Below are 25366 nucleotides of genomic sequence, written 5' to 3' on the forward strand. Positions count from 1 at the left end.
GCTCTACACCAGCTAGAGCTGCAAGCCCCCCCAACTGACTAGACATATTACCTAGAGCAGATCCTGAGTTTGATTGGGATGGCGTAAGCAAAGAAGTAGATTTATATATATTTGGCTGTAATACTGCGTACACAACAGCTAACAATAAAAATGCAATAGCACATATAGTTATTACCCACTTTCCTTGCCAAATAGCCTCAAGAAGGTCTAAAAATGTTACAGGGAGCTCTTTTACCTGCTCATTCTTAGATTTAGATACATGTTTCTGTAATTGTATTGTCATTTTATTAACTATAAATCATCTTTTAATTTCAATTTTTAAGCTATTGATGTTATTAACTTAAATTATATTCTTCACCTAAATGGTAACTATCTACCCTGACCAAAGATCACCACTTTTATAGTTTTAAGCAGTATTTTCATATCAACTATGGTGCTATGGTGTTTAATGTAATGAATATCGTATTTATGTTTCCAAATTGCATCTTCTACTGAGGCACCATATGGATAGCTAATTTGTGCTAAACCAGTTACTCCTGGTTTAACAGCATGCCTAAAACGATAATAGGGGATAACCTTTTCAAGTTCTTCTATAAAAACTTCACGTTCAGGCCTTGGCCCGACAATAGACATTTCACCTCTAATAACATTAATAAGTTGGGGGATTTCGTCTATTCTAGTTTTGCGAATAAATTGTCCCACTTTTGTTATTCTTTCATCGTTTTTTTCCGCCCATTTTGCACCATTAACCTCAGCATCTATACGCATTGATCTAAACTTTATAACGTTAAATTCTTCATTATATTGGCCAACTCGCTTTTGTTTAAAGATAGCAGGGCCTGGACTATCAAACTTAATGAATAGATATGAAATTAATGCAATAGGTGAAAATAATATGAGCAGTATCGATGCTAATATTAGATCTATAATGCGCTTAGCAACTTGAGTTCTTTTTGTGTTTAGTATAGAAAATGCTTTTTGATGCAAAAAGTAGCTACTTTGCAACAAAGTGACCTCTGTATAACCCATCCTTTTATCTAAATAGCTTACAAGTGGCTCTACCCAAGCACCGAGCTCAGTTGCTGCAACTAGAAAGTTTCTCTTTTCATCTGATAGTGAAGAATTATCAAAGTGAGTAATAATTTTTTTATCTAAGTTCTTTAACGAATAGTCATTAAAAATGAAATTAACATCGTAATTTATAAGAGATCTTTTAAGTAACTCCAGTTTATCTTCAGGGCAAAAAACATACACATCTATTGAGTTATATGCATATTTGGGAGCTCTTACCGAACGGCCTTTTTTTAACTGAGAGCTAAGTAATGGAGTATCAAGTTTATGAGCTAGATTAAATTCAGTCATTTTAAAATTTTCCAAAAATCTAAATACTACTAATTGCAGCTAACGCTACACCTAACTGATAAACAATCTGTGTTGCTGTGCTCCACAGTGTTAAGTTATCCATGTAGTCAGAGTTCATAGGTACAACAATCGTATCGCCAGCTTCTAATAACTTAGAATCATTCACAGCGAACCAAGTACCTGTATTCGGTATGGCTACAGAACCATTTGCCTTAATGATGTAAATTCTGTCTTCGTCCGCACGCTCTTTTAGACCACCACTTAGGTCAATATATTGATCGACACTCACTCCAGGCTTATATAAATGTGACGTGGTGTAATTTACTTCACCAATTACACTGATTGAGTCTCGTAGACTCGGAACATAAAGCGTATCACCGTTTTGTAGCACTAGATTTTGTTTATTCTCCGCAATGAGAGGTAAGTCAATGACTAAACGACCTACGGCTTCAACATTTGCCAAATCAAGTAATAGCTTATTCATTTCATCATAAGAAAGTCGCGTGCTACTAACTGATTTTTCGAAGCTTTTCGTTGCTATATCTCTTCGTAAATCCTCTGCTAGCTTAGCTAATTGCTTTTGCTCTTGTTGACGAATTGACTCACGTGTAAAAATGGCAGCATTTGGCTCTGCAAACTCAGAGAAGCCACCTGCTCGTTCTAATAAGTTAGTTAATGTTTCTCCACGACGAATGGTATAGATACCTGGGAATTTAACTTCACCTTTGAGCTCAACTTTTACATTTTCTTGCCAGTTAGGTATTGCGAAAATATTAATGCTATCTTTACTTTTCAGTACTTTATTGGCAGCGACTTTCCCTTGCATTGCATCATTTAAGTTAAATTTAATATGTTCAATTTCAGAATTAGCAGTTGATACCACTCGAGTTATCTCTGCTTGCTCTAAATATGATGATTCAAGTAACCCACCTGAAGCAGCTATTAATTCATTTACTTCACTTCCAACCGTTAACGGGTAAACTCCTGGATATGTTACGTGACCATTTATTTCAACAAGCTGAATAGCTGATTTTACAGATGCTTGTTGTTTTAGCTTTGCTATAACTGGTTTTAATAAGTTATTTCGACTAAATAATGCATAATCTTCAGGTTGAAGGCCTTCTTTTTTCTCTATTGCTTTCTTTTTAGAGATTTCAGCAACTGATTTTTCTTCTGTTTCATCAACTTGTTTAACTTCTGTCGATTTTAAACCAACAAACTTTTCAAATTTTGATTGCTGAAATGAGTGCCACTGCTTTACTTTTGTTTGCTGAATTTGTTGCTCTTCGCTCAGCGCCATGTTCTTTAATGCAATGTCTTCATCAAATCTACTTTCGTAGCGGCTAAATACCATGAGTTTATCATTAGCTTTTAAGGCTAAGTTATGCTCTGGCACTTTAACAATTGCTTGTGCAATATCAAACTGATGCACCTCAATATCACCCGAAATATTAACTTCTCGTATCAATAAACCATAAGCTAGATCAGCTTGAGGAAGTAAATCACCACGTACCGAAGTTAATACATCAGCAATTCGTTTACCCTGATGCCATTGATAATGCCCAGGGCGTACAACAGCACCAATCAAGCTGATGCTATTTTGATATTGTAAGCTTATGGGATTAAATCGAACTCGGTCACCGTCACGAGGGGTATAGTCTATTTCATTTCCACTAAAATCAACCGACAACACTTCCTTCATATTATTGTTATTGAAGCGTTCAACAATTGCTTTTTTCGCATAAGCTTGCGGTTTTAAACCTCCCGCCATTTTTAATAACTGTGCTGCTGTTTCGCCTTTTTTCAGCTCAAAAATAGCAGGTCGTTTAACTAACCCTTCAACAGCGACTTGCGCACCAACTGGTGGAATAAAAACAACATCGCCTGGCTTAAGAATGATATCGTTACTACTATCACCATTGATCAATAAATCATATAAATCAAAATTAGCAACAACTTTGCCAGCACGCTTAACTTGAATATTACGTAATGAAGCAATATCAGACACTCCACCACTAACAAATAGTGCATGCGATACAGTTGTAAGTGATGAAACACTGTAACTACCAGGCATATAAGCTTCACCTAATACCATTACTCGAATACTACGTAGTTGACCTATTGCAACAAATGCTTTAACACCAATAATTTCTTGTTCAACTTTAGCTTTGATGAGCTCTTTTACTTCAGCAAAAGTAAGCCCAGCAACCTGTACAGGTGATAAATTAGGGATACTTATACGCCCTTCTCTATCAACAACTACGTTATAGTTTTGAGTTTCTTTTCCATAGAAGTTAACATCAAGAGTGTCTCCCCGGCCTACAAGATAAGTATCTGGTACAGCGGCATTCTCACTTGGCATAAATGAAGTTGGTTCGCCCGCAAATAAGTCATAACCAAAAGGCATAACTTTATTCAATTCAGGATTGAATTTTTGCTCATCTGTAAGAGGTTCCGCTTCAATACTTTTTCGAGGTTTGACTGTAGCAACAGGCTCTTCAGCAATGTCATTACCTAAAGCCCCTTGATTTCCAATACTAGATAAATCGACTCCATATTGTCTTGCTAACGCTTCCTGTTGCGCTTTTGGTAATTTTTTGAATTGCTCTATTTGAGCTGCAGTAGGAGTAAATGCCAATACCGATGAAGTGGTAAGAAATAAAAAAGTAAGGAATAGTCTTTTAAAAAACATCACAAGTAGGGATATCCATAGTTCTACAGTCAAAAAAGATTGTGTATTCTACCTGAAATGAAAAGAAATAAAAAAGGGACTTTCGTCCCTTTTTGTCATTAAAATGTCAACAAAACGGTTTATGTAGTTAAAAACTGTAAACCAGTGTTAATGAGGTTTCTGTATCTGTGTTTTCTTTATCATCCGCAACGTCTGAGTTGTGAGTGATGTTGTAAGCTACTTTCATTTGTAGTGAGCCGTTGATTTTGGCAAGAATTGCAGACTCTGAACGTGTTTTAGTATTGGTATCACCATATTCAACTGATACTAACTGAGTAAAACGTGCGCTGTCTGAAATCTGCCAGTTATAATCAACTTTACCTAACGCGATAACTTCACCTTCGCGCTCGCCGGCAAGTGAGTTACCGTTTTCATCAACTTCAGTGCTGTCATCAGGGTATTGGAAATACTTATAACCTGGACCGATTTCAGCGTTTAACCACATATCAGAACGGTCGATTACGCGTAAACCATAACCTGCTGAGATTACTGATTCGTTGCGATATGCACCAAAGTAATCAGATACGTGCGAGCCGTAGATGAATAAGTGTGAGTGCTTTTCGTTTAACTTGTAGTTACCTTGTGCAGAGATTGAGTACTTTTCGTTAGTACGTTGTGTTTCTTTAACACCGTCGTCGTTTTCGATCTCATCTTCTTTATAAAGACCGTCTAACTTGTACTCGTTATTCCAGTTTTCTAGGTTATGTAAAACCTTAACACCACCTTTTAGTGTTGTTGTTTCAGTGTTACCACTTGTAATAATGGCACCTAGTTCACTGGTTACATCCCAAGTTTTGGTTTCATCTGCTGCGAATGCGCTAGTTGCAGCACTTGCTGCAACTAGAATTGATAAAGCTTTTAATTTCATTAAAAAATAACCTTTACTACTTGTGATTAATCTTCTTTATGCAAATGAACATCCATTTGCGGGAATGGGATCGTGATATTTGCGTCATCTAATGCGATCTTAATGTTTTCCATTAGATCGAAATACGTTGGCCAATAATCTGATGAATTAACCCACGGGCGAACTACAAAGTTCACACTTGAATCTGCAAGCTCAGATACAGCGACTGTGTATGCTGGATCTTTTAATAAACGAGTTTCTTTATCTAATACTGATTTAAGAACTGCTTTTGCTTCTTTAAGGTCTGCATCGTAACCCACACCAATTACTAAATCGATACGACGAGTTGATTCACGAGAGAAGTTTGTAATTGGGCTGCCCATGATTGATGAGTTAGGCATGATAATTACTTTATTATCTGGTGTACGTAATTCTGTAGAGAAAATTTCGATTTTCTTAACAGTACCCGCTTTACCACCGGCTTCTACATAGTCACCTGATTTGAAAGGGCGAAGTAGGATGATTAAAACACCTGAAGCAAAGTTAGACAGTGAACCTTGAAGTGCTAGACCTACAGCTAAACCAGCCGCACCTAAAATAGCAATGAATGATGTTGTCTCAATGCCAAGTTGAGATAGTGCCATTAAGATAGTTGCTGCAAAAACAATAGCATAAACAATGCTTGCTACAAATGAACCTACGGCTTTGTCTACTTTCTTTTTATCAAATGCTTTTTCAGTCATCCCTTCGCAAAATTTTGCGATACGACCACCGATGAAGAAAATGATTAGCGCAAGAACAGCCTGAACGGCGTAATGTATGATTAAACCTGAATTCTCATTGATCCAGTTCATTATAGTATCCATATTCTCTCCTGAAGTTCATTTTTAGCATAACGCTGTTCAAATTATATATGATCTTTGGTTAAAAAATCATTAAATTACAGTCAAACTAAAAAATGAGTAATTGCTCAATTGCAAAAGTCGCAAGTCTAAATACCGAAACTGAACACTAACTGACTAAACTTGCTTTTCTGAATTTTCTGAAGCAAGTAAGTTTTTTTTACTTTTTTTAATTTAGGGGGTTCACAAGCCTAAGTTAATTATGTAATATGCGCGCCACACCAAACGAGGTGTATCTCAGTGGCGGCTGTAGCTCAGTTGGTAGAGCCCCGGATTGTGATTCCGGTTGTCGTGGGTTCAAGCCCCATCAGTCGCCCCACTTCTCCCCCTTAGTAAATCCCTATATTTTCCTAAATATTTTTTATTTTGAATTTCAAGATTTATCTTTAAAACCTGTTTTCAGATCTAAAAGCCGTCAGCTTTGGCTGTTCGGGTTTGTTTGTGGTTCAATATTTCTTTTGCACAAAGAGAAGTGAATGAGGAAACCACAATATTACTTTCTCTTAAGCGAAGCGCTCTCTTATCCTCTTTGTGAATAAAAGTGGTTTACTCTGTGTAACGAGAACCTTAAATTTCAAACAAAAAAATGCCACCTTTCGGTGGCATTACACACGGGATTATTTCTATTTACTAGAAATGCTTTTCAAAGTTCAAGGCGGTGCGCTTTACACCCAACCTCAAACTCATAATTACTTCCAACTTTTCATCTTGTGGCCTTTAACAGCATAGAAAAGTATGAATAAATAACAAGGCAACATCACAATATAAGCCATTTGTTGTGCTTCTGCGCTTTTTACGCCGCCACTTGCTAAGCCCCAAAATAATGGACCAAACGCTCCACCGGCTATACCCATAACGAGCAGACCAGAGCCTACACTAGTTAGCTTGCCTAAACCAGATAATGCTAGCGGCCAAACTGCAGGCCAAACAATCGCATTAGCAAAGCCTAGCACAGCAATGAGCAATAAGGTATCAGGCAGTACCGATTTTAGGCCAAACAATGTTGATATAAATACAGTTTCATTACTACCTGTAACTATCGCTAGCGTTAACACACAGCCCAATACCGCTGAAATAGTTAGTGCTGTTTGCTGCGATAACACTCGTGGGATAAGTAAAATCCCTAAAAAGTAACCTAGTACCATACACCCCATGGTGTACGATGTCATAACACTGTATTTTTCAATACCTAACGACAACGCAAAGCTACCAATGGTATCGCCGGCAATTACTTCAACAGCTACGTAGACAAAAAGTGCCACTATCCCTAAGGCAAGACTCGGATGGCTTAATGCTTCTTTTATCTGCCCCGGTTTCTGTTCATCAACGTCGTCATCAATTAACTCTGGCAATGGCATTTTAGTTACCGCAAAGCCGAGTATACCAATAAAAATAGACATCCCTAAATACGGTAAGATTAAGCCATTAGCCATGGCATCAATATCAGTTTGGCTAAGCTCTTTACCTACAAAGCCTTTAAAGTCGCTGAGTATCAGTGCGGTAAATACAATCGGTGCAACAACACCCGCACCTTTATTTAATATACCCATAATACTAACGCGAGCCGCGGCTGATTCTTCAGGTCCAATTCTTACTACGTATGGGTTAACCGCTGTTTGTAATAACGTTTGCCCTGCCCCCATAACAAGCTGCGCAAATAAAAACAGTGCAAAAACTTGTGTTTTTGCGGCAGGAATAAACAGTAAACCTGCCACCATCATGGTCGCCATACCCAGCGCCATACCGTTTTTATAACCTACCTTTCTGATGATCATCGCCGAAGGTAGAGCCGTAAAAGTCACGGCGATATAAAACGAGAAAATAATCAGCGATGCCTGAAAAGGTGATAGCTGCAAAATTTGCTGTAAAAATGGCATCAGTGAGCCATTTAACCATGTAGCAAAACCCAGTATAAAAAACAGCGTGGCAACAATCGCCATAGGCACAACACTGCTTTGTTTATTTATTTCAGACATAACATTTCCTATAACAGCACAGTTCGACTCTACAGCGCTGCTCATTCAGATGATTATATAAAAGAGATATTAAATATTTATAACACTATCGCAACAAAAATGACAGCGCTGACATATTTCTTTTAAATACCTTAGGTGTGAAATGTATTTCGGCCGATGTTTTAAGATTAGCCGTCAGCTTTCAGCTGTCAGTTTTGAGCCGAATGGTGTTGAATGTAAAACGCGCCAAGCAAGCGTGACGCCTACGAGATGCGAGATGCGAGGTGCGAGGTGCGAGGTGCGAGGTGCGAGGTGCGAGGTGCGAGGTGCAGGGTATTGTAGGCGTGAAATTTATTTCGCGCGAAGTTTTTAGGCCGCCAGATTTTAGTCAGACGCGCAAGCAAAAATGACGCCTACGCTTTGCTGTAGACGTCACATTTATTCATCACAAAGCACTACTCACCAACAACTGTGACGCGACTGGTTTGTTTTGCGTTTAAGCGGGTGCGTAGCGCAACTTTTGCATTGTTATCAACCTTCACAGGCTCGGCATAAGTTTGCCAGCTTTGGCCGTTGTCTAAGCTGTATTCAATGCTCAAATATGCAAATGCGCTGTTGGCATACAACTTACCATCTTCAATCACACCGCCAGGTACTGGTAAATGCAGGTTGATGCCGTCTTTAGCTAGTTTCTCAAGCTCTTTTAAACCAACTGCACTTGAAAACTCCGCCCAGTCTTTTGCTTGTTTTTTACTATCGACGTTTTCGCCTTCCCAATCGGCATTATGCCATGCGCGCTCTGCCACTGACAGAATACGCGGGAAGATCATTGCTAATACTTGCTCTTCAGTACGGATTGTTTCTGACCATACCTGTCCTTGCATACCCAGAATGTTCTCTGGCTTTTCAAGTTTAGGTAACGGGCGGCCCACCAACGCTTCTAAATTAACAATTGGCTCACGAGTGCGGGTGTAATCAGCATTGGCATACACGTCATCAGGCATATAGTTAAAGGCCTTTTTAGTATCTGTGTAACGAGTTGCCCAGTAATAACCGCGCTCTTCAGGGCTTGCTTCGTATGGGTGGTCAAAGTACAAATGCGTACCGTGTGATAACACCACTTGGTAACCGGCATTTGCTAGGCGGTATGCTCTATCGGCAACGCCCCATTCCCAAATGTTATCCCAAGTATTGACGGTAAAGGTTTTATTAGGGAACTCATCACGTTTAAACGAGTTTTCACGGTCATACATGATGCCATCTTCCCAAATACCCGGAGAAATACCACGTTTTTCAAGTAAGGTAGCAACACGTTGTGTGAAATAAGGTTTTAAATCAGCAGGGCCCGATACACCGTTATTAGGATCGGCAAATAGCGCCTGACAGATTGGCGAGCCTATCCACGAACCAGCACCGACTTCATCACCACCAATATGCAGGTTCTTTAACTGCACACCTGCTTCGCGGTACATCTGCTGAAGTTCATAAGTTACTTTATCTAAAAATGCGTAGGTTGAGTCCATACACACATTCATTGAGTTATCTTTGTAGTTTTGTACCGTCATGTACACAGAGGTATCTTTAGGGTCGGTAAGCAAGTATTGCGTTGCTGGCCCCATATCTATGTGTTGAATTTCTTTGTTTGCAGAGCGCGTTTTAATATTGTTTTTAGCGGCTTTCTCAGCTTCTTCTAACATGTTGTGATAACGTGCTTCCATCGCTTTGATTGAAGCACGCGCATGACCTGGCCCTTCAACTTCAGGGATGATTTGAATGTGGCGGTCTTTCGCAAACTTTAATAGCTCAACAAACTCATCACGTTTCAAATAACCATTACCTGAGCCTGATTTAAACGGCCCAGTGCCAAGTTGAGTTAATAAACACTCGCGCTCTTCTAAATCAAAGCAGCGATAGCCGCCAACGTCGGTAAGCTCTGGTAGACCTGGGATCTCAAGTCGCCAGCCTTCATCTTCTGAAAAGTGCCAGTGTAGCTTATTCATTTTATAGCGAGCCATTTGCTCAACCAGCTTGAACATTGCCTCTTTGCCATGATAGTTACGACCATTATCGTAATGCATGCCACGCCAACCATAACGCGGTGAGTCTTCAAGTTCTAACTGCGGTAAGCGGGCACTGCCTTGGCTATTTGCAGGAATGAGGTTTAATAAGCTTTGCATCGCATAAAACACACCGGCGTTATCGCTACCTACAATAGTGATCACTTCATCATCAATCTCTAGAGTGTAGCTTTCTGCTTTTGCATTATTGAGTTTAGGGTCAACTTTTAAGCGTATTACTTTGTCTTTGCCGACATTGATATGATCAGGCTGTGCTTTAAGGCTAATGCCATAGTCATCTTGTAAGTCTTGCATAAACACCATAACTTCGTGTTTCAGCTGACCTTGATAACTGATTTGCCAATTATTGTTTAGCGTCGCACTGCCACGGTTAAAATCGACTTTACGAGGCTTAGGAATAATACGCTTTAAGGCATCGTCTTTACTAACCGACACCTTATCAGCGTTATTTCGTTCGTAGCGTACTTTTGCCGTTGCTAAAACCGATAAATCTTTTGGCTCATTATAACGGTATAGCTGGTTTTCACGGGTAAATGGCGTCACAAACTGTTTAAAGTCTTCAGTGTCGGTGTTGGCAAATACGGCAGGTTTATTCTTACCTGACACAAAAAATGCCCGTGGCATAAAGTCACTGTAAGCAACAATCCACACTTGCGCATCAAACGGTAGCTCTAAACTTTTACCTGCAGCTAAACCTTTAAATGAGCTCGTTGGTACGATGCGGTGCAAGTCACCATTAACGTGTTCAATGTTTAAGCCCGCAACATGCTCAGTTGAGATTTTACGAACTGAGTGGATATAAAGCTGCCAATCGCTCTCGCCTGCAGGTAACGTCACATTAGAGCCATTGTTGAGGGTAATTTTTCCTAAAAAGCCCGCATCTTTATTACGAAAGTTATCTTCTACCGAAAACAACAGTTCGGTACCTTTCGCAAACTGATCAACTTGTGATTGAGTTAATGCTGCACTAGCCATTAAAGGCGCAGTCGCTAGCATTACCGCGAATAGTGACTTCTTAAAATCCATTACTTTCTCCTCGTTTAAGCCCTGAGTGTACGGTATTTCTGCGTACTATTTTTCATTTTTGTTAATAATTCGTTCCTATCATATAAAAACTAAAATGACAGCGCTATCATTTTGTGAGAAATAAAGGCGAGGAGTTTGAAGCTTTAAGCCATAAGCTGTAAGTTTGAAGCCGAATTGTGTTGTTTGTTAGTAAGGCGTAAATCCATCGAAAGAGTGTTGAATGTAAGACGCGCCAAGCAAGCGTGACGCCTACGTGGTAGGAGGCGTTTTAACGCCGAATAGATCTGACCTATTCACGGCTAAAGCCGTTCCTACGAGGTGCGAGGTATTGTAGGCGTGAAATTTTTTTCACGCGCACTTATAGCTTATAGCTCAAACCTTAACACAAAGATACTTCTCTTCTAGGTACTCATCTAGACCTTGGTGGCCGCCTTCTCGGCCTAAACCAGACTGTTTAACGCCGCCAAATGGCGCTACTGGGTTTGAGATAAGCCCTTCGTTAATACCTATCATGCCGTATTCGAGTGCTTCGCTTACTCGATAAACTTGCTTTATGTTTTCACTATAAAAATACGCAGCTAAACCATAAGGTACGTCGTTCGCAAGCTGAAGTACTTCTTCTTCATCATCAAAAGCGATGATACTGACTACAGGGCCAAACACTTCATCATGATAGATATCCATCTCTGGGGTCACATCGGTTAAAATTAATGGCGCTTGAAAGCTACCTTCAAGCTCGCTGTTATCACCGATTAACGACGCCCCTTTATCAACTGCATCTTGCACAAGCGTTTGAACTTTATCTTTTGCTTTAGGATAAATTAATGGGCCGATATCTACCCCGTCATCAAGTCCATTACCTACCTTTAACTCAGCCACTTTGTCTGTGAGTTTTTCGAGCACCGTTTCAAGTACTGAACGCTGAACAAATATGCGGTTTGCGGCGACACAAGTTTGCCCTGCGTTTCTGAATTTAGCGCCCATAAGGCCTGCAACAGCTTCATCTAAATCGGCATTATCAAAAATAATGAACGGGGCATTGCCGCCAAGTTCCATAGACGTTTGCTTAATTGTTGAGGCACACTGCGATAGTAACTGCTTACCTACACCGGTTGAGCCTGTGAAAGTGAACTTACGCACACGCTCAGACTCGGTCATGATCTCACCCACCATTTTGGCGTTTTCAGAGACCACCACATTCAGCGATCCTTTTACAAATCCCGCTTTATCAGCAAGATAGGCTAAGGCAATAGCGCATAATGGCGTATGCTCCGAAGGTTTAATCACAAAACTACAACCTGCGGCATAAGCTGGTGCCACTTTACGGGTGATCATGGCAATCGGGAAATTCCAAGGGGTAATACCAGCCACCACACCAATGGGCTGCTTGATAGTTGTTAAACGATGCTTGCTGTCAGTGGCAGGGATGGTGTCGCCATAACTGCGCTTTGCTTCTTCGCTAAACCACTTAATAAAGCCCGCACCATATTCCACTTCGCCCAAGGATTCTTTTAAAGGCTTCCCCTGCTCTTTAGTCATTAACTCAGCAAGCTGTTGCTTGTGCTCAATGACTAAGTCGTACCAACGGCGCAATGTTTCACTGCGCTCGGTTGCTGTTGTTTGCTTTAGTTTACTAAATGCCTCGTCAGCACTTTTTATAGCCAGCTCAACCCCAGCTGCATCAATATCAGAGACCTGAGTAATTACCTCTGCGGTTGCGGGGTTATCTACACTAAAACGCTGGCTCGTAGAGTAAAAGTCACCGTCGATAAACGAATCAGAAAAAACCAAATCAGACATAGAACCTCCAAGTAAAACTATCAGCTATCAGCTATCAGCTATCAGCTATCAGCTCTAAAATAAAAAAACCGCTGTAGAGACCAAGCAACTACAGCGGTTTTTACGAAATCAAAGCCGTTAAAAATTAATGCTCTTCATTAACGATATTGAGATTATACTTTGGAATTTCAACCACTAAATCTTCATCTTTGATCACCGCTTGGCAACCTAGGCGTGATTCAGGCTCAAGACCCCATGCTTTATCTAGCATATCGTCTTCAAGCTCATCACTCTCATCTAAAGAGTCAAAGCCTTCACGAATGATTAAGTGGCATGTTGTACATGCACATGATTTTTCACAAGCATGTGGAATGCTAATACCATTTTTTAGTGCAACATCTAATACAGTTTCACCTGTAGGAGCTTCAATAGCAGCGCCTTCTGGGCATAACTCTTCGTGTGGAAGAAAAATAATTTGTGGCATACCTTACCTCGTTAAACTTCGTCTACTGACTGCCCTTGCAGCGCTTTTTTGATTGATGCATCCATTCTGCGAGCAGCAAATTCGCTACTTGCATTGTCTACAGCTTCAATCGCTGCTTTAATTTCTGCAGGTGTTGTTGCGCTTTCGCGTACGGCAACAAGTTTAGCAATTTCTGCTTTTAACGCACCTAATTCTTGTTCGTCAAGTAATGCACTGTCGGTTGCCAGTGATGCTTCAAGTGCTTCAACAACACGTAACGCTTCAACTTGCTGCTCTTTAAGCATACGCGCTTGCATGTCGTCTTTCGCGTTAGTCATTGACTCTTTAAGCATGTTTGCAACTTGATCATCCGATAAACCAAATGATGGTTTGACCTGAATTTCAGCTTGCACACCCGTTGATTTTTCCATTGCCGATACACTTAATAGGCCATCAGCATCTACTTTAAAGGTTACGCGAATATGCGCAGCACCGGCTGCCATGGCCGGAATACCTTTTAAGCTGAATTTAGCCAATGAACGACAATCGTCAACTAACTCACGCTCACCTTGTAGTACATGCAGTGACATAGCCGTTTGACCATCTTTGAAAGTGGTAAACTCTTGTGCACGTGCAACAGGGATCGTGGTGTTACGTGGAATAATTTTCTCAACCAAGCCACCCATGGTTTCAAGACCTAGCGACAGTGGTAATACATCTAATAGCAACATGTCTGAATCTGGCTTATTGCCAACCAATACATCTGCTTGCAGTGCTGCACCGAGTGCAACTACGCGATCTGGGTCGATAGAAGTCAGTGGCTCTTTATCAAAAAATGCAGCAACTTGAGAGCGTACAATTGGCATACGAGTCGAGCCGCCAACCATTACAACTTGCAGTACTTCTTCGTTCTCGATACCCGCATCTTTTACCGCACGGCGACAAGAACGTAGTGTTTTCTTCACAAGGCTAAGAGCAAGCTCATCAAACGTTTCGCGGGTAACTTCAACTTTGTGGCTTTGACCATCAAACTCTAAACCTACATTCACAGTTTGGTATTGGCTTAGTGCTTCTTTACACGCTTTTGCTTTATTGATGAATAAACGCAATACCGATGCAGAAAGCTCGCTCACACCGGTTTGTTTTTTAAAGTATTCAACTAATAGCGAGTCAAAATCGTCACCACCAAGGCTTGAGTCACCGCCAGTCGCAAGCACTTCGAATACACCTTGGTGTAAACGTAAAATAGAAATATCGAAGGTACCGCCACCTAAATCGTATACGGCGATAATGCCTTCTTGGCCTGAATCAAGGCCATAAGCAACAGCCGCAGCCGTTGGCTCGTTTAATAAACGTAATACCTTAATACCAGCAAGCTCGGCGGCATCTTTAGTGCTTTGACGCTGAGCATCATCAAAATAAGCTGGCACTGTAATAACCGCGCCTAAGATGTCTTGACCTGCAAAGCTGTCTTCTGCGCGCAGTTTTAATGCTTTTAAAATTTCACTCGATGCAGTAACAGGGCTAATTGCACCTGCAACTGTGCTGATTGCTAATGAGCCATCATGCTCACAAAATTCGTACGGCAGTTGACCATAGCTTTTTTCGATTTCAGCCTGAGTTTTACCTAAGAAACGCTTTACTGAAATTAGTGTGTTTGCAGGGTCTTGAGTTGCAGCTGCAGCCGCTCGTTCACCAACCACAATGCTATCTGCTTGATATTGAACAACCGAAGGTAGCATCGCATTGCCTGCTAAATCAGTCAGTGTGCGCGCTTCGCCGCTTTGCACTGTTGCAACTAACGAGTTAGTTGTACCAAGGTCAATACCGACTGCTAATTTGTGCTCATGTGGTGCCGCGCTCTGCCCCGGCTCAGCAATTTGCAATAATGCCATAATGCTCTTTTTAAACTCTTAAATAGCTGTTGTGTAACAACTAACGATTAATCATCAAATAAACTGTCTTCAATACGCTCTAGTTCATCGCGTAACTTATAAACAAACTTCAATTTACGAATATTGTCAGCGGCAGCTTGCCATTGTTGCTCATCATTACTTGCCAGCTGAGCGGCTAATTCACTGCTGTATTGTTTATCGAGCTGTTTAATTTGCGCTTCAAACTGGGCAATTGCTGCATCAGGATCTGCGGCATTTTCAAGTTCTTCTAATTCTTCACGCAGCTCCATTTGCTGCATTAAGAATAGCGGGTCTTGTAATGTTTGTTGCTCGGCGCGAATATCAACACCAAGCTCGCTTAGCATGTACTCAGCACGTTTTACCGGGTGTTTTAAAGTTTGTAATGCATCATTGATTTCTGCTGCATTTTGCACAGCAAGTAATTTGTCACGGCTGCTAGAGCTTGCGTGGCGATCAGGGTGAACTGCGCGTTGCAGCTCAAGGTAGTGTTTATTAATAGTCGCTAAATCAATGTTGTAATCTACTGGAATTGCAAATAACTCAAAGTAACGCATTACATAATCCAACTCGGTAAACAGGAAAGAACAAAGCCCTACATAGGCAGGGCTTCAAGCAAAGAAAGTTTTATAAGCTTAAACGGTGAAGCTTTCGCCGCAACCACACTCATCGGCTTGGTTCGGGTTGTTAAACTTAAACCCTTCGTTCAAACCTTCTTTGGTGTAATCAAGCTCAGTACCATCAATATAGACTAAGCTTTTGGCATCAACGATCACTTTCACACCACGGCTTTCAAAAATTTCGTCGCCGTCTGCTAACTCATCAACAAATTCAAGAACATAAGCAAGACCTGAACAGCCCGTCGTTTTAATGCCAACGCGTAGGCCAATGCCTTTGCCGCGATTTGCTAAAAATGATTCTACGCGGTTTGCTGCCGCGTCTGTCAATGTCACTGCCATGAATTTATCTCTTACTTCGCTTGTTTGCTTTTGTAGTCAGCAATTGCTGCTTGAATCGCGTCTTCTGCTAAAATTGAGCAGTGAATTTTCACTGGCGGTAATTCAAGCTCAGCACTGATATCAGTGTTTTTGATTGTTGCAGCTTCATCTAATGTTTTGCCTTTTACCCACTCAGTTACAAGTGAAGAAGAAGCGATTGCGCTACCACAACCATATGTTTTGAATTTTGCATCTTCAATTACACCTTCTGGTGATACTTTGATTTGCAATTTCATTACGTCACCACATGCTGGTGCACCCACCATACCTGTTGCAACTGACGGATCATTTTTGTCTAAAGCACCCACGTTACGTGGATTTTCAACATGATCGATTACTTTATCACTATAAGCCATAATACTATCCTCACTACCTGCTAGCGGCGGCGATCACTGATTAGTGATGCGCCCACTCAACTGAATCTAAATCAATACCTTCTTGATGCATTTCCCATAGAGGAGACATCTCACGTAAACGGCCGATCGAGTTTTTGATTAGTTCAACGGTGTAATCAATCTCTTCTTCAGTCGTAAAGCGGCCAATGCTGAAACGAATTGAGCTGTGTGCCAACTCGTCATTACGGCCTAATGCACGTAGTACATAAGAAGGCTCTAAGCTTGCTGAGGTACAGGCTGAACCTGATGAAACAGCAATGTCTTTAACAGCCATTAATAACGACTCACCTTCAACAAAGTTGAAGCTGATATTTACAATACCTGGAACTGAGTGACTTGGTTCACCATTGAAGTAAACTTCGTCCATATCAGCCATGATGCCATCAATCAGACGCTTACGAAGTGCGCTGATGTGTGCATGGTCTTTTTCGAAATCTTCTTTAGCGATTCTAAATGCCGCACCCATACCAACTAATTGGTGAGTAGCTAGTGTGCCTGAACGCATACCACGCTCATGACCACCACCGTGCATTTGCGCTTCTAAACGTGCGCGAGGCTTACGACGAACATAAAGTGCGCCTACACCTTTCGGGCCATATACTTTGTGGCCAGAGAACGACATGAAATCTACTTTTAACTGTTGCACGTCGATAAGTACTTTACCTGCGCTTTGTGCAGCATCTACGTGGAACATAATTTTGCGCTCACGGCACATTTCGCCGATTGTCGCGATATCTTGGATAACACCTAGCTCGTTATTTACGTGCATTACGCTCACAAGTACTGTGTCGTCACGCATTGCAGCTTCAAGCTTTTTAAGGTCAAGTAAACCGTTTTCTTCAACGTCCATATAGGTTACTTCGAAACCTTGGCGCTCTAGTTCACGACACGTATCAAGCACTGCTTTGTGCTCTGTTTTAACCGTGATAACGTGCTTGCCTTTCTTTTTATAGAACTGCGCAGCACCTTTAATTGCTAGGTTGTTTGATTCTGTAGCACCTGAAGTGAAAACAATTTCACGTGGGTCAGCGTTGATCAGATCAGCAATGTCTGTACGTGCTTGATCAACGGCTTCTTCTGCTTGCCAACCAAAACGGTGTGAGCGTGATGCAGGGTTACCAAAATTACCGTCCATAGTCAGGCATTGCATCATTTCTTTTGCCACACGTTCATCAACAGGCGTGGTTGCTGCGTAATCTAAATAAATCGGTAACTTCATTTCTCTCTCCGCTTTCGTCAAGCTACAGTTGACAGCTTACTTGAATGTTTTCCAGTTGCTTAATTGCATTGTTGATGCTGTTATCTTGGCGCGATGCGACTTCTTTCACATCTGACTTTTCAACCAATTCAGCAAGGGTAATACTATTTAAAAACTCTTCGATACGTGCGCTTAAGTCCGACCATAAGGTATGAGTCAAACAACGCATGCCGCTTTGGCAGCCACCCGTTGCATTGTGGCAACGTGTTGCATCAACAGACTCATCAACGGCATTAATCACATCGCCGACAGAGATTTCGTTCGCTTCTCGACCTAGTAAATATCCGCCACCTGGGCCACGCACAGAGGTCACAAGGCCGTTTTTACGTAAACGGGCGAATAGTTGTTCAAGGTAAGATAACGAAATCTCTTGGCGTTCAGAAATATCGGCAAGAGGCACTGCACCCACATTTGTATGTAGTGCAACATCCAACATGGCGGTTACTGCGTATCTGCCTTTTGATGTTAACTTCATGGAGCCCCCGATGTTACTGCACGCTAAGGTGTGCAAATTTTAATTACCAGACCAAAATAGTCAAGTATTATCACTTGATAAAAATTGATACTTGCCATTGATAAAACCGAATACTTGACAAAAACAGTCAAGTACTGGGTACATTGTAATTACCTGAGTAATTTAGTCAAGTATTATACTTATAACCTGTGATTATTTAATAGACTTATTAATAGAGGTAAGAATACCGCGTAAAATGTTCATCTCAGCTTCTTCTGGACGTGCGCGGTTAAATAAACGACGTAGTTTAGTCATCACCATGCCTGGGTGCTGTTTGATGATAAAACCTGTGTCGTTTAGCGTTTGCTCTAGATGCTCATAGAAAAGCTCAGTTTGCTTCGCATTTGGGTAGGTTACTTCGTCTTCTTCTTGTGCTTTTGGCTGTTTATTTAAATATGCCATACGTGTTTCATAACACAGTGTTTGCACGGCCATCGCTAGGTTTAACGAGCTGTACTCAGGATTTGCAGGAATACATACGTGGTAGTTACATTGTTGTAGTTCTTCATTCGTTAAACCACTATTTTCGCGACCAAATACGAGTGCAACAGGGCCCTGTTCAGCCTCAGCCACTAACTTTTCACCACATTCACGCGGCTCAACCATTGGCCAAGATAAAGTACGTGAGCGTGCGCTAGTACCAATTGTTAAACCACAATCAGCAATCGCATCTGCCAGTGTATCAACAACCACTGTTTTACCTAAAACATCAGTTGCACCAGCTGCAAGCGCACTCGCATGACTATCAATTTCACAAGCAGGATCAACAAGATATAAATTTGATAAGCCCATCGTTTTCATAGCACGTGCCGCTGAGCCAATATTACCAGAATGTGATGTGTTAACTAATACGATACGAATATCATCAAGTGTCATTGCGTTGTTACTTACTGAAAGTCAAAAATTGCGGGGATTATAACATAGCTATCAGCTATCAGCTATCAGCTATCAGCTATCAGCTATCAGCTATCAGCTATCAGCTATCAGCTATCAGCTATCAGCTATCAGCTATCAGCTATCAGCTATCAGCTATCAGCTATCAGCTATCAGCTTCGATCTTATACATAAGAGATGTCAACATTTTTGATAGCTCTTCCGTTTCACTCACCCAAGCTCTACCTATGGCGGCATCGATATATTTAATCTCAATTCCGATATAAATTTGCGTTCGTGTTTCTGCTATTGACGATCTTGATATATCTAAAAAACGTACCCGCTCTTTTTTGCTGACTCTCACCATACCTTCTGCGATGTTACTCGGTATTGATAAACCAGAACGTGTGAGCTGATTGCGAAAGCCAAAATCATTCAGATCAGTCGTTTCTTTGTAGATGTCAGCACTTAATCTTGCTGAACGCTTCCATACCTCTAATTTTTCAAAATTCATACTTGCATCCTTTTAAGTATAAAAACTTTATATAGGCACGAATTTTTCAGAATGCAAATTTCAAACTGACGGCTGACGGCTGACGGCTGACGGCTGACGGCTGACGGCTGACGGCTCAACGATATCTAACTTCTGACGACTAACCACTTCTTCTGACCACTCCCCCCTTCTTCTGAAATTAAATCAATAACAAAATCAGAATCGTACAAAAAACAACCTAATTTATTCGAGTTTCTTGTTTACTTTACGCTAGAAATCGCTAGAATACGCCGACTTAAATATATTCGTTCTTTTACAACCCAAAGGTAATGCTATGCATCCAATGTTAAACATTGCGGTTCGCGCTGCGCGTAACGCAGGCAAAATTTTACTTCGCGCAAGTGAAGACTTATCAAAAGTTGATGTACAACAAAAAGGCACTAACGACTTAGTGACTAACATCGACAAAGAAGCTGAAGCCGCAATTCGTGACACTATTTTAAAATCTTACCCAGATCACACTATCGTAGGTGAAGAGCTAGGTGAGCATAAAGGTAAAGATGCAGATTACCAATGGATTGTAGACCCTCTTGATGGCACAACTAACTTCATCAAGGGTATCCCTCATTTCGCAGTATCTATTGCACTTAAAGTTAAAGGTCGTTTAGACCAAGCTGTTATCTATGATCCAATCCGCGGTGAATTATTCACGGCTTCTCGTGGTCAAGGCGCACAGCTTAACAGCAAGCGTTTACGCGTAACTAAAACTAACGAGTTAGCAGGTTCTGTACTTGCAACTGGTTTCCCATTCAAACAAAAGCACCACTTAGACGCATACTCTGAAGCGTTTAAAGCACTTTTCGTGCACACTGCTGATATCCGCCGTGCAGGTTCTGCTGCATTAGATATGGCTTATGTTGCAGCGGGTCGTGTTGATGGTTTCTTTGAAATTGGCCTTAAGCCATGGGACACAGCAGCAGGCGAGCTTTTAGTTAAAGAAGCTGGCGGTATGGTTGTTGATTTCGCAGGTGGTATTAACTATAACCAAAGCGGCAACATCATTTGTGGTGCACCTAAGTTAACTCAAGCGATCATTCGTGAAATTCGCCCAGTGTTAACTGAGTCACTACTTCGCTAATAGCGGTTGTAATGTAAAAATGCAAAAAAGGAGCTAAGGCTCCTTTTTTTGTGGCTGAAAATAATCGTTGTCGAGTTTTATCTCTATGACTTCACCTTCTTTAAATGGCAACTTAGCTAAGTCTTCAGCAAAGTAACTGGCAAATAATTGCTCAAATTCGCCCGAGCTTTTCATCGTGTTGAGCCCTTTTAATAATACCTCAGCTAGTTCAGGCTTGTGGTTACTGACAAAAAAGTAAAATGCTGTTGGATAACTAATATAAAGGTTAGGCACTATAACCAGCTCGTCACTTTTGATTTGTTCCATTTCAGACATGACTTCAATAAACGAACGTGGAAAATAATCTACTCGCCCTCTAATCACTAAGTTAAACATCGCTTGATAATTTGCCAGTGGCCTGACTGTTAAGCCGTTTTGCGCAAGGATTTTTGTATCAGGCCAATCATGGCCTTGAATGGCACTAAACTGCGCTAAATCTTGTTTCGTTTTTACATCTTTAAAACGCGGTAGAAACGCTCGTTTAGTGAGTAATGCGCGTTTACCAATGTAGCCTTTAAACAGAGGTACTTTGACTGCTATTGCAAGGTGTTCTCGCTCGGGGCTTGTCATACTCCAAAACACATCGGCCTGCTTTTCATCGAGCATCAGCAAAGTGCGCTGTTGATGAGGGTGAACCAGAACTTCGTTGATTTCTGCTTGATAATTACTGGCGCGTAAAGCCGCTGCCAGCAATTCATGAAGGTAATAATCGCGTTTATAAAGTGGGCGTTGTTCAATCGCTAAATTGACCACATTTTTAGCTTCTGTGGTAAGGCTGTATCCTAGGCTTAGCAATACTAGGATTGCACTACATAGTCGCTTCATTGTTATTTTGTTTATTGTGTTTTTTTTAAGCTACACCCAGTTAAACAGGGACACAAGTAAAATTAAGCAAACTTAAAATTTCTTCATGAGCGGGCAGATATCGCTTCATCTTTATGGCTGCTTAAACGTACCACTGCGGGGGCTGGCCGGCTACGTTTACATACAAACAAGTGGCTACTCTGATAACGTTTGGCCTCTTTTTTCGCATCAGTTGCCAGCGCTGCGACTTGGTGGCTGTTAATACATAGCTCTAAATCAGGCTTAACTAAACCGATTGATAATGTAAGCAGTGGCACAAACTGCTTTTTACCTTCTCGATTGCTTGCCCAATAACCCCCTTGCTCAATATGCTCTGGTGTGAAAAAGGCCCGAGACTGCAGCTCAAACTTACTAATAATGTTATGGCAAACTTGCTCTGCATCATTTTTGTCAAACACCACCATAAAGTCATCACCGCCAATGTGCCCGACAAACCCTTTGCTAGTACTACAGGCCTCGACGATGACTTCAGCAAGTAATTTTATAACGCTGTCACCACTGGCATAACCGTACAGGTCATTGAATTGTTTGAAGTGGTTTAAATCAACGTATGCGAGTGAGAACGGATAGTTATTACGAAGTCTCAGCTCAATTGCTTCGTTAATCGCGACATTACCCGGCAGCATAGTCAGCGGGTTGGCATGTTGTGCATGGCGGATTTTTTCTTCGGTAATGTGTTTTAAGATATTACGCAATGGCGCCAAACCTAAGTATTCACCATTTCGAGTGATCACAATATGGCGTCGAATATCAAACTCAAACTCGGTAATTTGCTGACTCACCGTATCGAGTAACTCGTTTTCGTCAACGATTAACGGCTGTTTATCCATTAAAGAAGTAACTGGCTGCTTATCATAAAGTGCATGGCCATAGGGAGCAGCAAACACTTCAGTGAGTTGATCTCGGTGTAATAAACCAACAGGAATATTGTGCTCTAATACGGCAAGACTAGTTAGCGTTTTATCTTGCTCAAAGATACTGTGGGCATCTTTACAGCGGGTTGTTGCTTCTATGCTGGCGTGCTCGACCGCCAACCAACCAATCGCCATAGACTGCTCAAAAGTATTGCTATTATCTGATGACTCTAAGTGCTTTAAGCAGTGAATATTTATTTCGTAACTTGGCTGTAAGCTCGGCCTTTCAAGTAAAAAGCCTTGTGCATGTTGCACACCTAAGCTTTCGAGTAAACGAAGCTCCTCTGCCCGTTCTATGCCTTCTGCGATAACTTGCGTATTGGTGGCTTTTGCAAGCTCTATAATTGACTTTAAAAACTCTTTTTTAACCACACTCTGGTCGCAGTGATCAATAAAGTAGCGGTCTATTTTTACAAACTCAGGACATAACTCAGACCACTGCTTTAAGCCAGAATAGCCAGCCCCTAAGTCATCAATAGCAATCGAAAAACCTAACTCACGATAATGAGCAATGGTTTTTAACAATAAAAAACCATCATCGACTTTTTCTTGTTCTGTAACCTCAATAACGACCCGATTGGTTGCAAGGCCAAAGTGTTCAACTAGGTGTAATGTTTCACCTTTAGGGTGGCAAGGGTCGAGTAAGGTTTTAGGGCTTACATTTAAGAATAACTTGCCTTGTAAATTGAGTTTCACAAAGTTCTCAATTGCTCTACTGCGGCAAAGTAGCTCCAATTCAGAGATCTTATGGCAAGCAATTGCTGCGCTGAATAATGCACTCGGCATTTCTAATTCAGACCCTTTTGGGCCGCGGCTTAATGCCTCATAGCCCAAAATATGTTGATTAGAAATATCAAAGATAGGTTGAAACAAGGTCTCAATTGCACTGTTATCTAAGATCTGCTGTAGTTGTGCGTTCACCTTACACCTAGCGTTAGTAATACAAATAGGTGGGTAAATTATCAACCTTGTATGACAATTTTATGGCAAGGCTATGACGAGTGCAGACTACTCAATAGCGGTGATGAGCTCAAGTTGCTTAATGCGGGCAAAACTATCAGTCATTTTTAATTTAGCATTTTGGTAATCACTCGTAGCTAAATCAGCTTGTTGCGCTAATTTATAAACTGCAAGTGGATTAAGTAATAACTGCTGTGCGTGATAACAGCTTGGCGCCGCAAACTCAGGTAGTTCTGGCTCTACATTAATTGTCATTTTATTCTGCAACGCCTCTGTATCCTCACTTTGTTGTTGCTGAAACTCTGTTGCGTCTGCCATCGCTTGTAAACTTGCCTCACACTCTGGCAACTGTGCTTTTAGGTTTAAAAACAAACCTGTTGATGAAGTAATTAACTTGAACGTCAGGTCTTGTAATTGCTGATCAGCTGATTGGTTTTGTAGTGCCTCTACAACTTGCCAAGCTAAACCTTGGTAGCTGTCGAACTGCTGCTGAAGTGTTACCTCAGGTGTTTGCTGTACTTCTGTCTGTTTTGGCTCTGGTTTATCTTCACAAGCACTGAGCATTAAAAGTATAAACACGCTAAACATCAGGTGTTTCATAATGTCTCCGAGAGTATAGTTAGACTCGTTTTTAAAAATCATAAACAGCTGTAAAACTGTCACTTGTTACCAAATTAGTAAACTTAATAATACCAAGACTTACCTCAGCAACAGTGCTTCTGCTGTTAGTTCATTTGTAATGAGACTATTGATCATTCCTGATTCGATGGCTCCTGCAATGGCTGGCACTTTACTGTCACCCGCAGCAATCCCAATAACACGTTTATCATTGGATGGAGAAAGTACCGCACTCGTCACGCGATTATTTATTTCTGATTCAACGAGATGACCTTCACTATCGTAAATCCAGCTAATTACTTCACCTGTTGCACCAATAGCGTCAAGCGCAGCTAGTTCATGTCGAGTAACAAAGCCGTCTAAATGAAGGGGAGAATTTATTCCTAAATCACCAACGCCCACAAATGCAACATCAGCTTGTGATGCCAGTTGATGTACATTTTTAACATGCGTTAATTGCTGCCAGCCTGCTTTATCAGCTTCAGATCCTGCAATAACAGGAACTGGCATAGGGAAATGTTGCGCACCAACCCTTTCTGCAACATGAATTGCAACTTCATAGCGACTTGCTGAGCCATCCTGAGCAATATTTCCAACTAAAGATACAATTCGATGATGTGGGCATTGCATCGTAGGGAGCTCTTCTGCGCATGCACGCAACACCCTTCCTGTACCAAACGCAATGATTTTTGCATGGCGCTGCTTTAACTGTCTTTCAATTTCTGCGGCACCCGCTTGAGCCAAACCAATGGTAGAGTTAATATCGTTGCTCTCGCTAGGCACCACTTCACAACTAAGCAAACCATATCGATTTTGTAGTGCATCAGCAAGCTCCATGCAGCGTCGAATTGGATGCTCTAATCGTACTTTTATTAACCCCTGAGATACTGCCAAAGCAACGAGCCTTTGCGCAGATTGGCGAGACGTATTAAGTTGCTTGGCTATTTCATCTTGTGTTTTGCCAGCAACATAGTAGAGCCAGCCAGCCCTCGCTGCTTCCTCTAATTTTTGATTATCATTGCTAGGAATTGAAGCCATTTTATACGCCTGTTTGAACAATAAATGAGGTAAATGATTAGCAAAATCAGCTATGCAGCGGCTATTCTATACATAATCTGTCATGAATAACAATTTTAGGGTTCACACTCTAAACTAACAAGACACCTTACTAAATTTGTTTCAAAATTAGTGAGGTGCCTACGCATTTCATAAAGTGTTAATAACCGGAAACCCTTCGCAACTGCAC

The 25366-nt window shown here is 41.2% G+C and carries 22 protein-coding genes and 1 tRNA gene; 2 read left to right on the forward strand and 21 right to left on the reverse strand.

Annotated elements, in window-relative coordinates:
- From L1272_RS11730 to L1272_RS11750, 5 genes are all read right to left on the reverse strand, one after another.
- On the reverse strand, positions 1–283 hold a 283-nt coding region (locus L1272_RS11730), incomplete at its 3' end, for a Wzz/FepE/Etk N-terminal domain-containing protein (RefSeq protein ID WP_235373501.1).
- Between the two features lie 86 nt (positions 284–369).
- Positions 370–1362, reverse strand: a complete 993-nt coding sequence (locus L1272_RS11735; RefSeq protein WP_235373502.1) for an exopolysaccharide biosynthesis polyprenyl glycosylphosphotransferase — start codon at positions 1360–1362, stop codon at positions 370–372.
- A gap of 19 nt (positions 1363–1381) precedes the next feature.
- Positions 1382–4054: an SLBB domain-containing protein gene (locus L1272_RS11740; protein WP_235373528.1), complete on the reverse strand. Its 2673-nt coding sequence runs from the start codon at positions 4052–4054 to the stop codon at positions 1382–1384.
- A 127-nt stretch (positions 4055–4181) separates the two neighbouring features.
- Positions 4182–4961, reverse strand: coding sequence for a DUF481 domain-containing protein (locus tag L1272_RS11745; RefSeq protein ID WP_054552510.1), 780 nt, complete (start codon positions 4959–4961; stop codon positions 4182–4184).
- 26 nt (positions 4962–4987) lie between these two features.
- A complete protein-coding gene (locus L1272_RS11750; RefSeq protein WP_054552509.1) occupies positions 4988–5806 on the reverse strand; it encodes a mechanosensitive ion channel family protein in 819 nt (272 codons plus the stop codon).
- 279 nt (positions 5807–6085) lie between these two features.
- On the opposite strand from L1272_RS11750, the gene L1272_RS11755 reads away from it, so the two are divergent.
- Positions 6086–6161 (forward strand) — tRNA-His (locus tag L1272_RS11755).
- 370 nt (positions 6162–6531) lie between these two features.
- Here the strand turns inward: L1272_RS11755 and nagP are convergent.
- The 12 genes from nagP to L1272_RS11815 all read right to left on the reverse strand — a co-directional run bounded on the left by nagP (position 6532) and on the right by L1272_RS11815 (position 19608).
- Positions 6532–7818, reverse strand: a complete 1287-nt coding sequence (gene nagP / locus L1272_RS11760) for an N-acetylglucosamine MFS transporter NagP (RefSeq protein WP_235373503.1) — start codon at positions 7816–7818, stop codon at positions 6532–6534.
- Between the two features lie 434 nt (positions 7819–8252).
- The gene (locus tag L1272_RS11765; protein WP_235373504.1) at positions 8253–10901 is read right to left on the reverse strand and encodes a family 20 glycosylhydrolase; all 2649 of its coding nucleotides are present in this window, start codon (positions 10899–10901) and stop codon (positions 8253–8255) included.
- Positions 10902–11273: 372 nt separating this feature from the next.
- Positions 11274–12701 carry an NAD-dependent succinate-semialdehyde dehydrogenase gene (locus L1272_RS11770; RefSeq protein WP_235373505.1) on the reverse strand — a complete coding sequence of 476 codons (1428 nt, stop codon included), beginning with the start codon at positions 12699–12701 and terminating at the stop codon, positions 11274–11276.
- 124 nt (positions 12702–12825) lie between these two features.
- Positions 12826–13164 carry an ISC system 2Fe-2S type ferredoxin gene (fdx, locus tag L1272_RS11775; RefSeq protein WP_054552505.1) on the reverse strand — a complete coding sequence of 113 codons (339 nt, stop codon included), beginning with the start codon at positions 13162–13164 and terminating at the stop codon, positions 12826–12828.
- Between the two features lie 11 nt (positions 13165–13175).
- The gene (gene hscA, locus L1272_RS11780) at positions 13176–15038 is read right to left on the reverse strand and encodes a Fe-S protein assembly chaperone HscA (RefSeq protein ID WP_054552504.1); all 1863 of its coding nucleotides are present in this window, start codon (positions 15036–15038) and stop codon (positions 13176–13178) included.
- Positions 15039–15085: 47 nt separating this feature from the next.
- The gene (gene hscB, locus L1272_RS11785) at positions 15086–15613 is read right to left on the reverse strand and encodes a co-chaperone HscB (RefSeq protein WP_054552503.1); all 528 of its coding nucleotides are present in this window, start codon (positions 15611–15613) and stop codon (positions 15086–15088) included.
- A 78-nt stretch (positions 15614–15691) separates the two neighbouring features.
- Positions 15692–16015 (reverse strand): iron-sulfur cluster assembly protein IscA, encoded by a 324-nt coding sequence (iscA, locus tag L1272_RS11790; RefSeq protein WP_054552502.1) that lies wholly within the window; start codon positions 16013–16015, stop codon positions 15692–15694.
- A gap of 11 nt (positions 16016–16026) precedes the next feature.
- Complete coding sequence (gene iscU / locus L1272_RS11795; protein ID WP_054552501.1) at positions 16027–16410, reverse strand: Fe-S cluster assembly scaffold IscU; 384 nt, start codon at positions 16408–16410, stop codon at positions 16027–16029.
- A gap of 40 nt (positions 16411–16450) precedes the next feature.
- Complete coding sequence (locus tag L1272_RS11800) at positions 16451–17668, reverse strand: IscS subfamily cysteine desulfurase (RefSeq protein WP_054552500.1); 1218 nt, start codon at positions 17666–17668, stop codon at positions 16451–16453.
- A 22-nt stretch (positions 17669–17690) separates the two neighbouring features.
- Positions 17691–18182, reverse strand: a complete 492-nt coding sequence (iscR, locus tag L1272_RS11805; protein ID WP_054552499.1) for a Fe-S cluster assembly transcriptional regulator IscR — start codon at positions 18180–18182, stop codon at positions 17691–17693.
- 192 nt (positions 18183–18374) lie between these two features.
- On the reverse strand, positions 18375–19097 hold the full coding sequence (gene trmJ / locus L1272_RS11810; RefSeq protein WP_235373506.1) for a tRNA (cytosine(32)/uridine(32)-2'-O)-methyltransferase TrmJ: 723 nt from the start codon (positions 19095–19097) through the stop codon (positions 18375–18377).
- A gap of 163 nt (positions 19098–19260) precedes the next feature.
- A complete protein-coding gene (locus L1272_RS11815; protein ID WP_235373507.1) occupies positions 19261–19608 on the reverse strand; it encodes a four helix bundle protein in 348 nt (115 codons plus the stop codon).
- Positions 19609–19921: 313 nt separating this feature from the next.
- On the opposite strand from L1272_RS11815, the gene suhB reads away from it, so the two are divergent.
- A complete protein-coding gene (gene suhB / locus L1272_RS11820) occupies positions 19922–20725 on the forward strand; it encodes an inositol-1-monophosphatase (protein ID WP_054552496.1) in 804 nt (267 codons plus the stop codon).
- A gap of 33 nt (positions 20726–20758) precedes the next feature.
- Here suhB and L1272_RS11825 read toward each other — a convergent pair whose 3' ends face one another.
- The 4 genes from L1272_RS11825 to L1272_RS11840 form a co-directional block, all read right to left on the reverse strand.
- The gene (locus tag L1272_RS11825; protein WP_166339893.1) at positions 20759–21589 is read right to left on the reverse strand and encodes a substrate-binding periplasmic protein; all 831 of its coding nucleotides are present in this window, start codon (positions 21587–21589) and stop codon (positions 20759–20761) included.
- Positions 21590–21672: 83 nt separating this feature from the next.
- Positions 21673–23463: a GGDEF domain-containing protein gene (locus L1272_RS11830; protein ID WP_054552494.1), complete on the reverse strand. Its 1791-nt coding sequence runs from the start codon at positions 23461–23463 to the stop codon at positions 21673–21675.
- Positions 23464–23550: 87 nt separating this feature from the next.
- Positions 23551–24102: a hypothetical protein gene (locus L1272_RS11835; protein ID WP_235373508.1), complete on the reverse strand. Its 552-nt coding sequence runs from the start codon at positions 24100–24102 to the stop codon at positions 23551–23553.
- Positions 24103–24201: 99 nt separating this feature from the next.
- Entirely contained in the window at positions 24202–25158 is a 957-nt protein-coding gene (locus L1272_RS11840; RefSeq protein WP_235373509.1) for a sugar-binding transcriptional regulator, read from the reverse strand.
- Positions 25159–25366: the final 208 nt, after the last annotated feature.

Origin of the sequence: Pseudoalteromonas sp. PAST1 (genome assembly GCF_021532515.1) — a bacterium.
Classification (GTDB): domain Bacteria; phylum Pseudomonadota; class Gammaproteobacteria; order Enterobacterales; family Alteromonadaceae; genus Pseudoalteromonas; species Pseudoalteromonas simplex.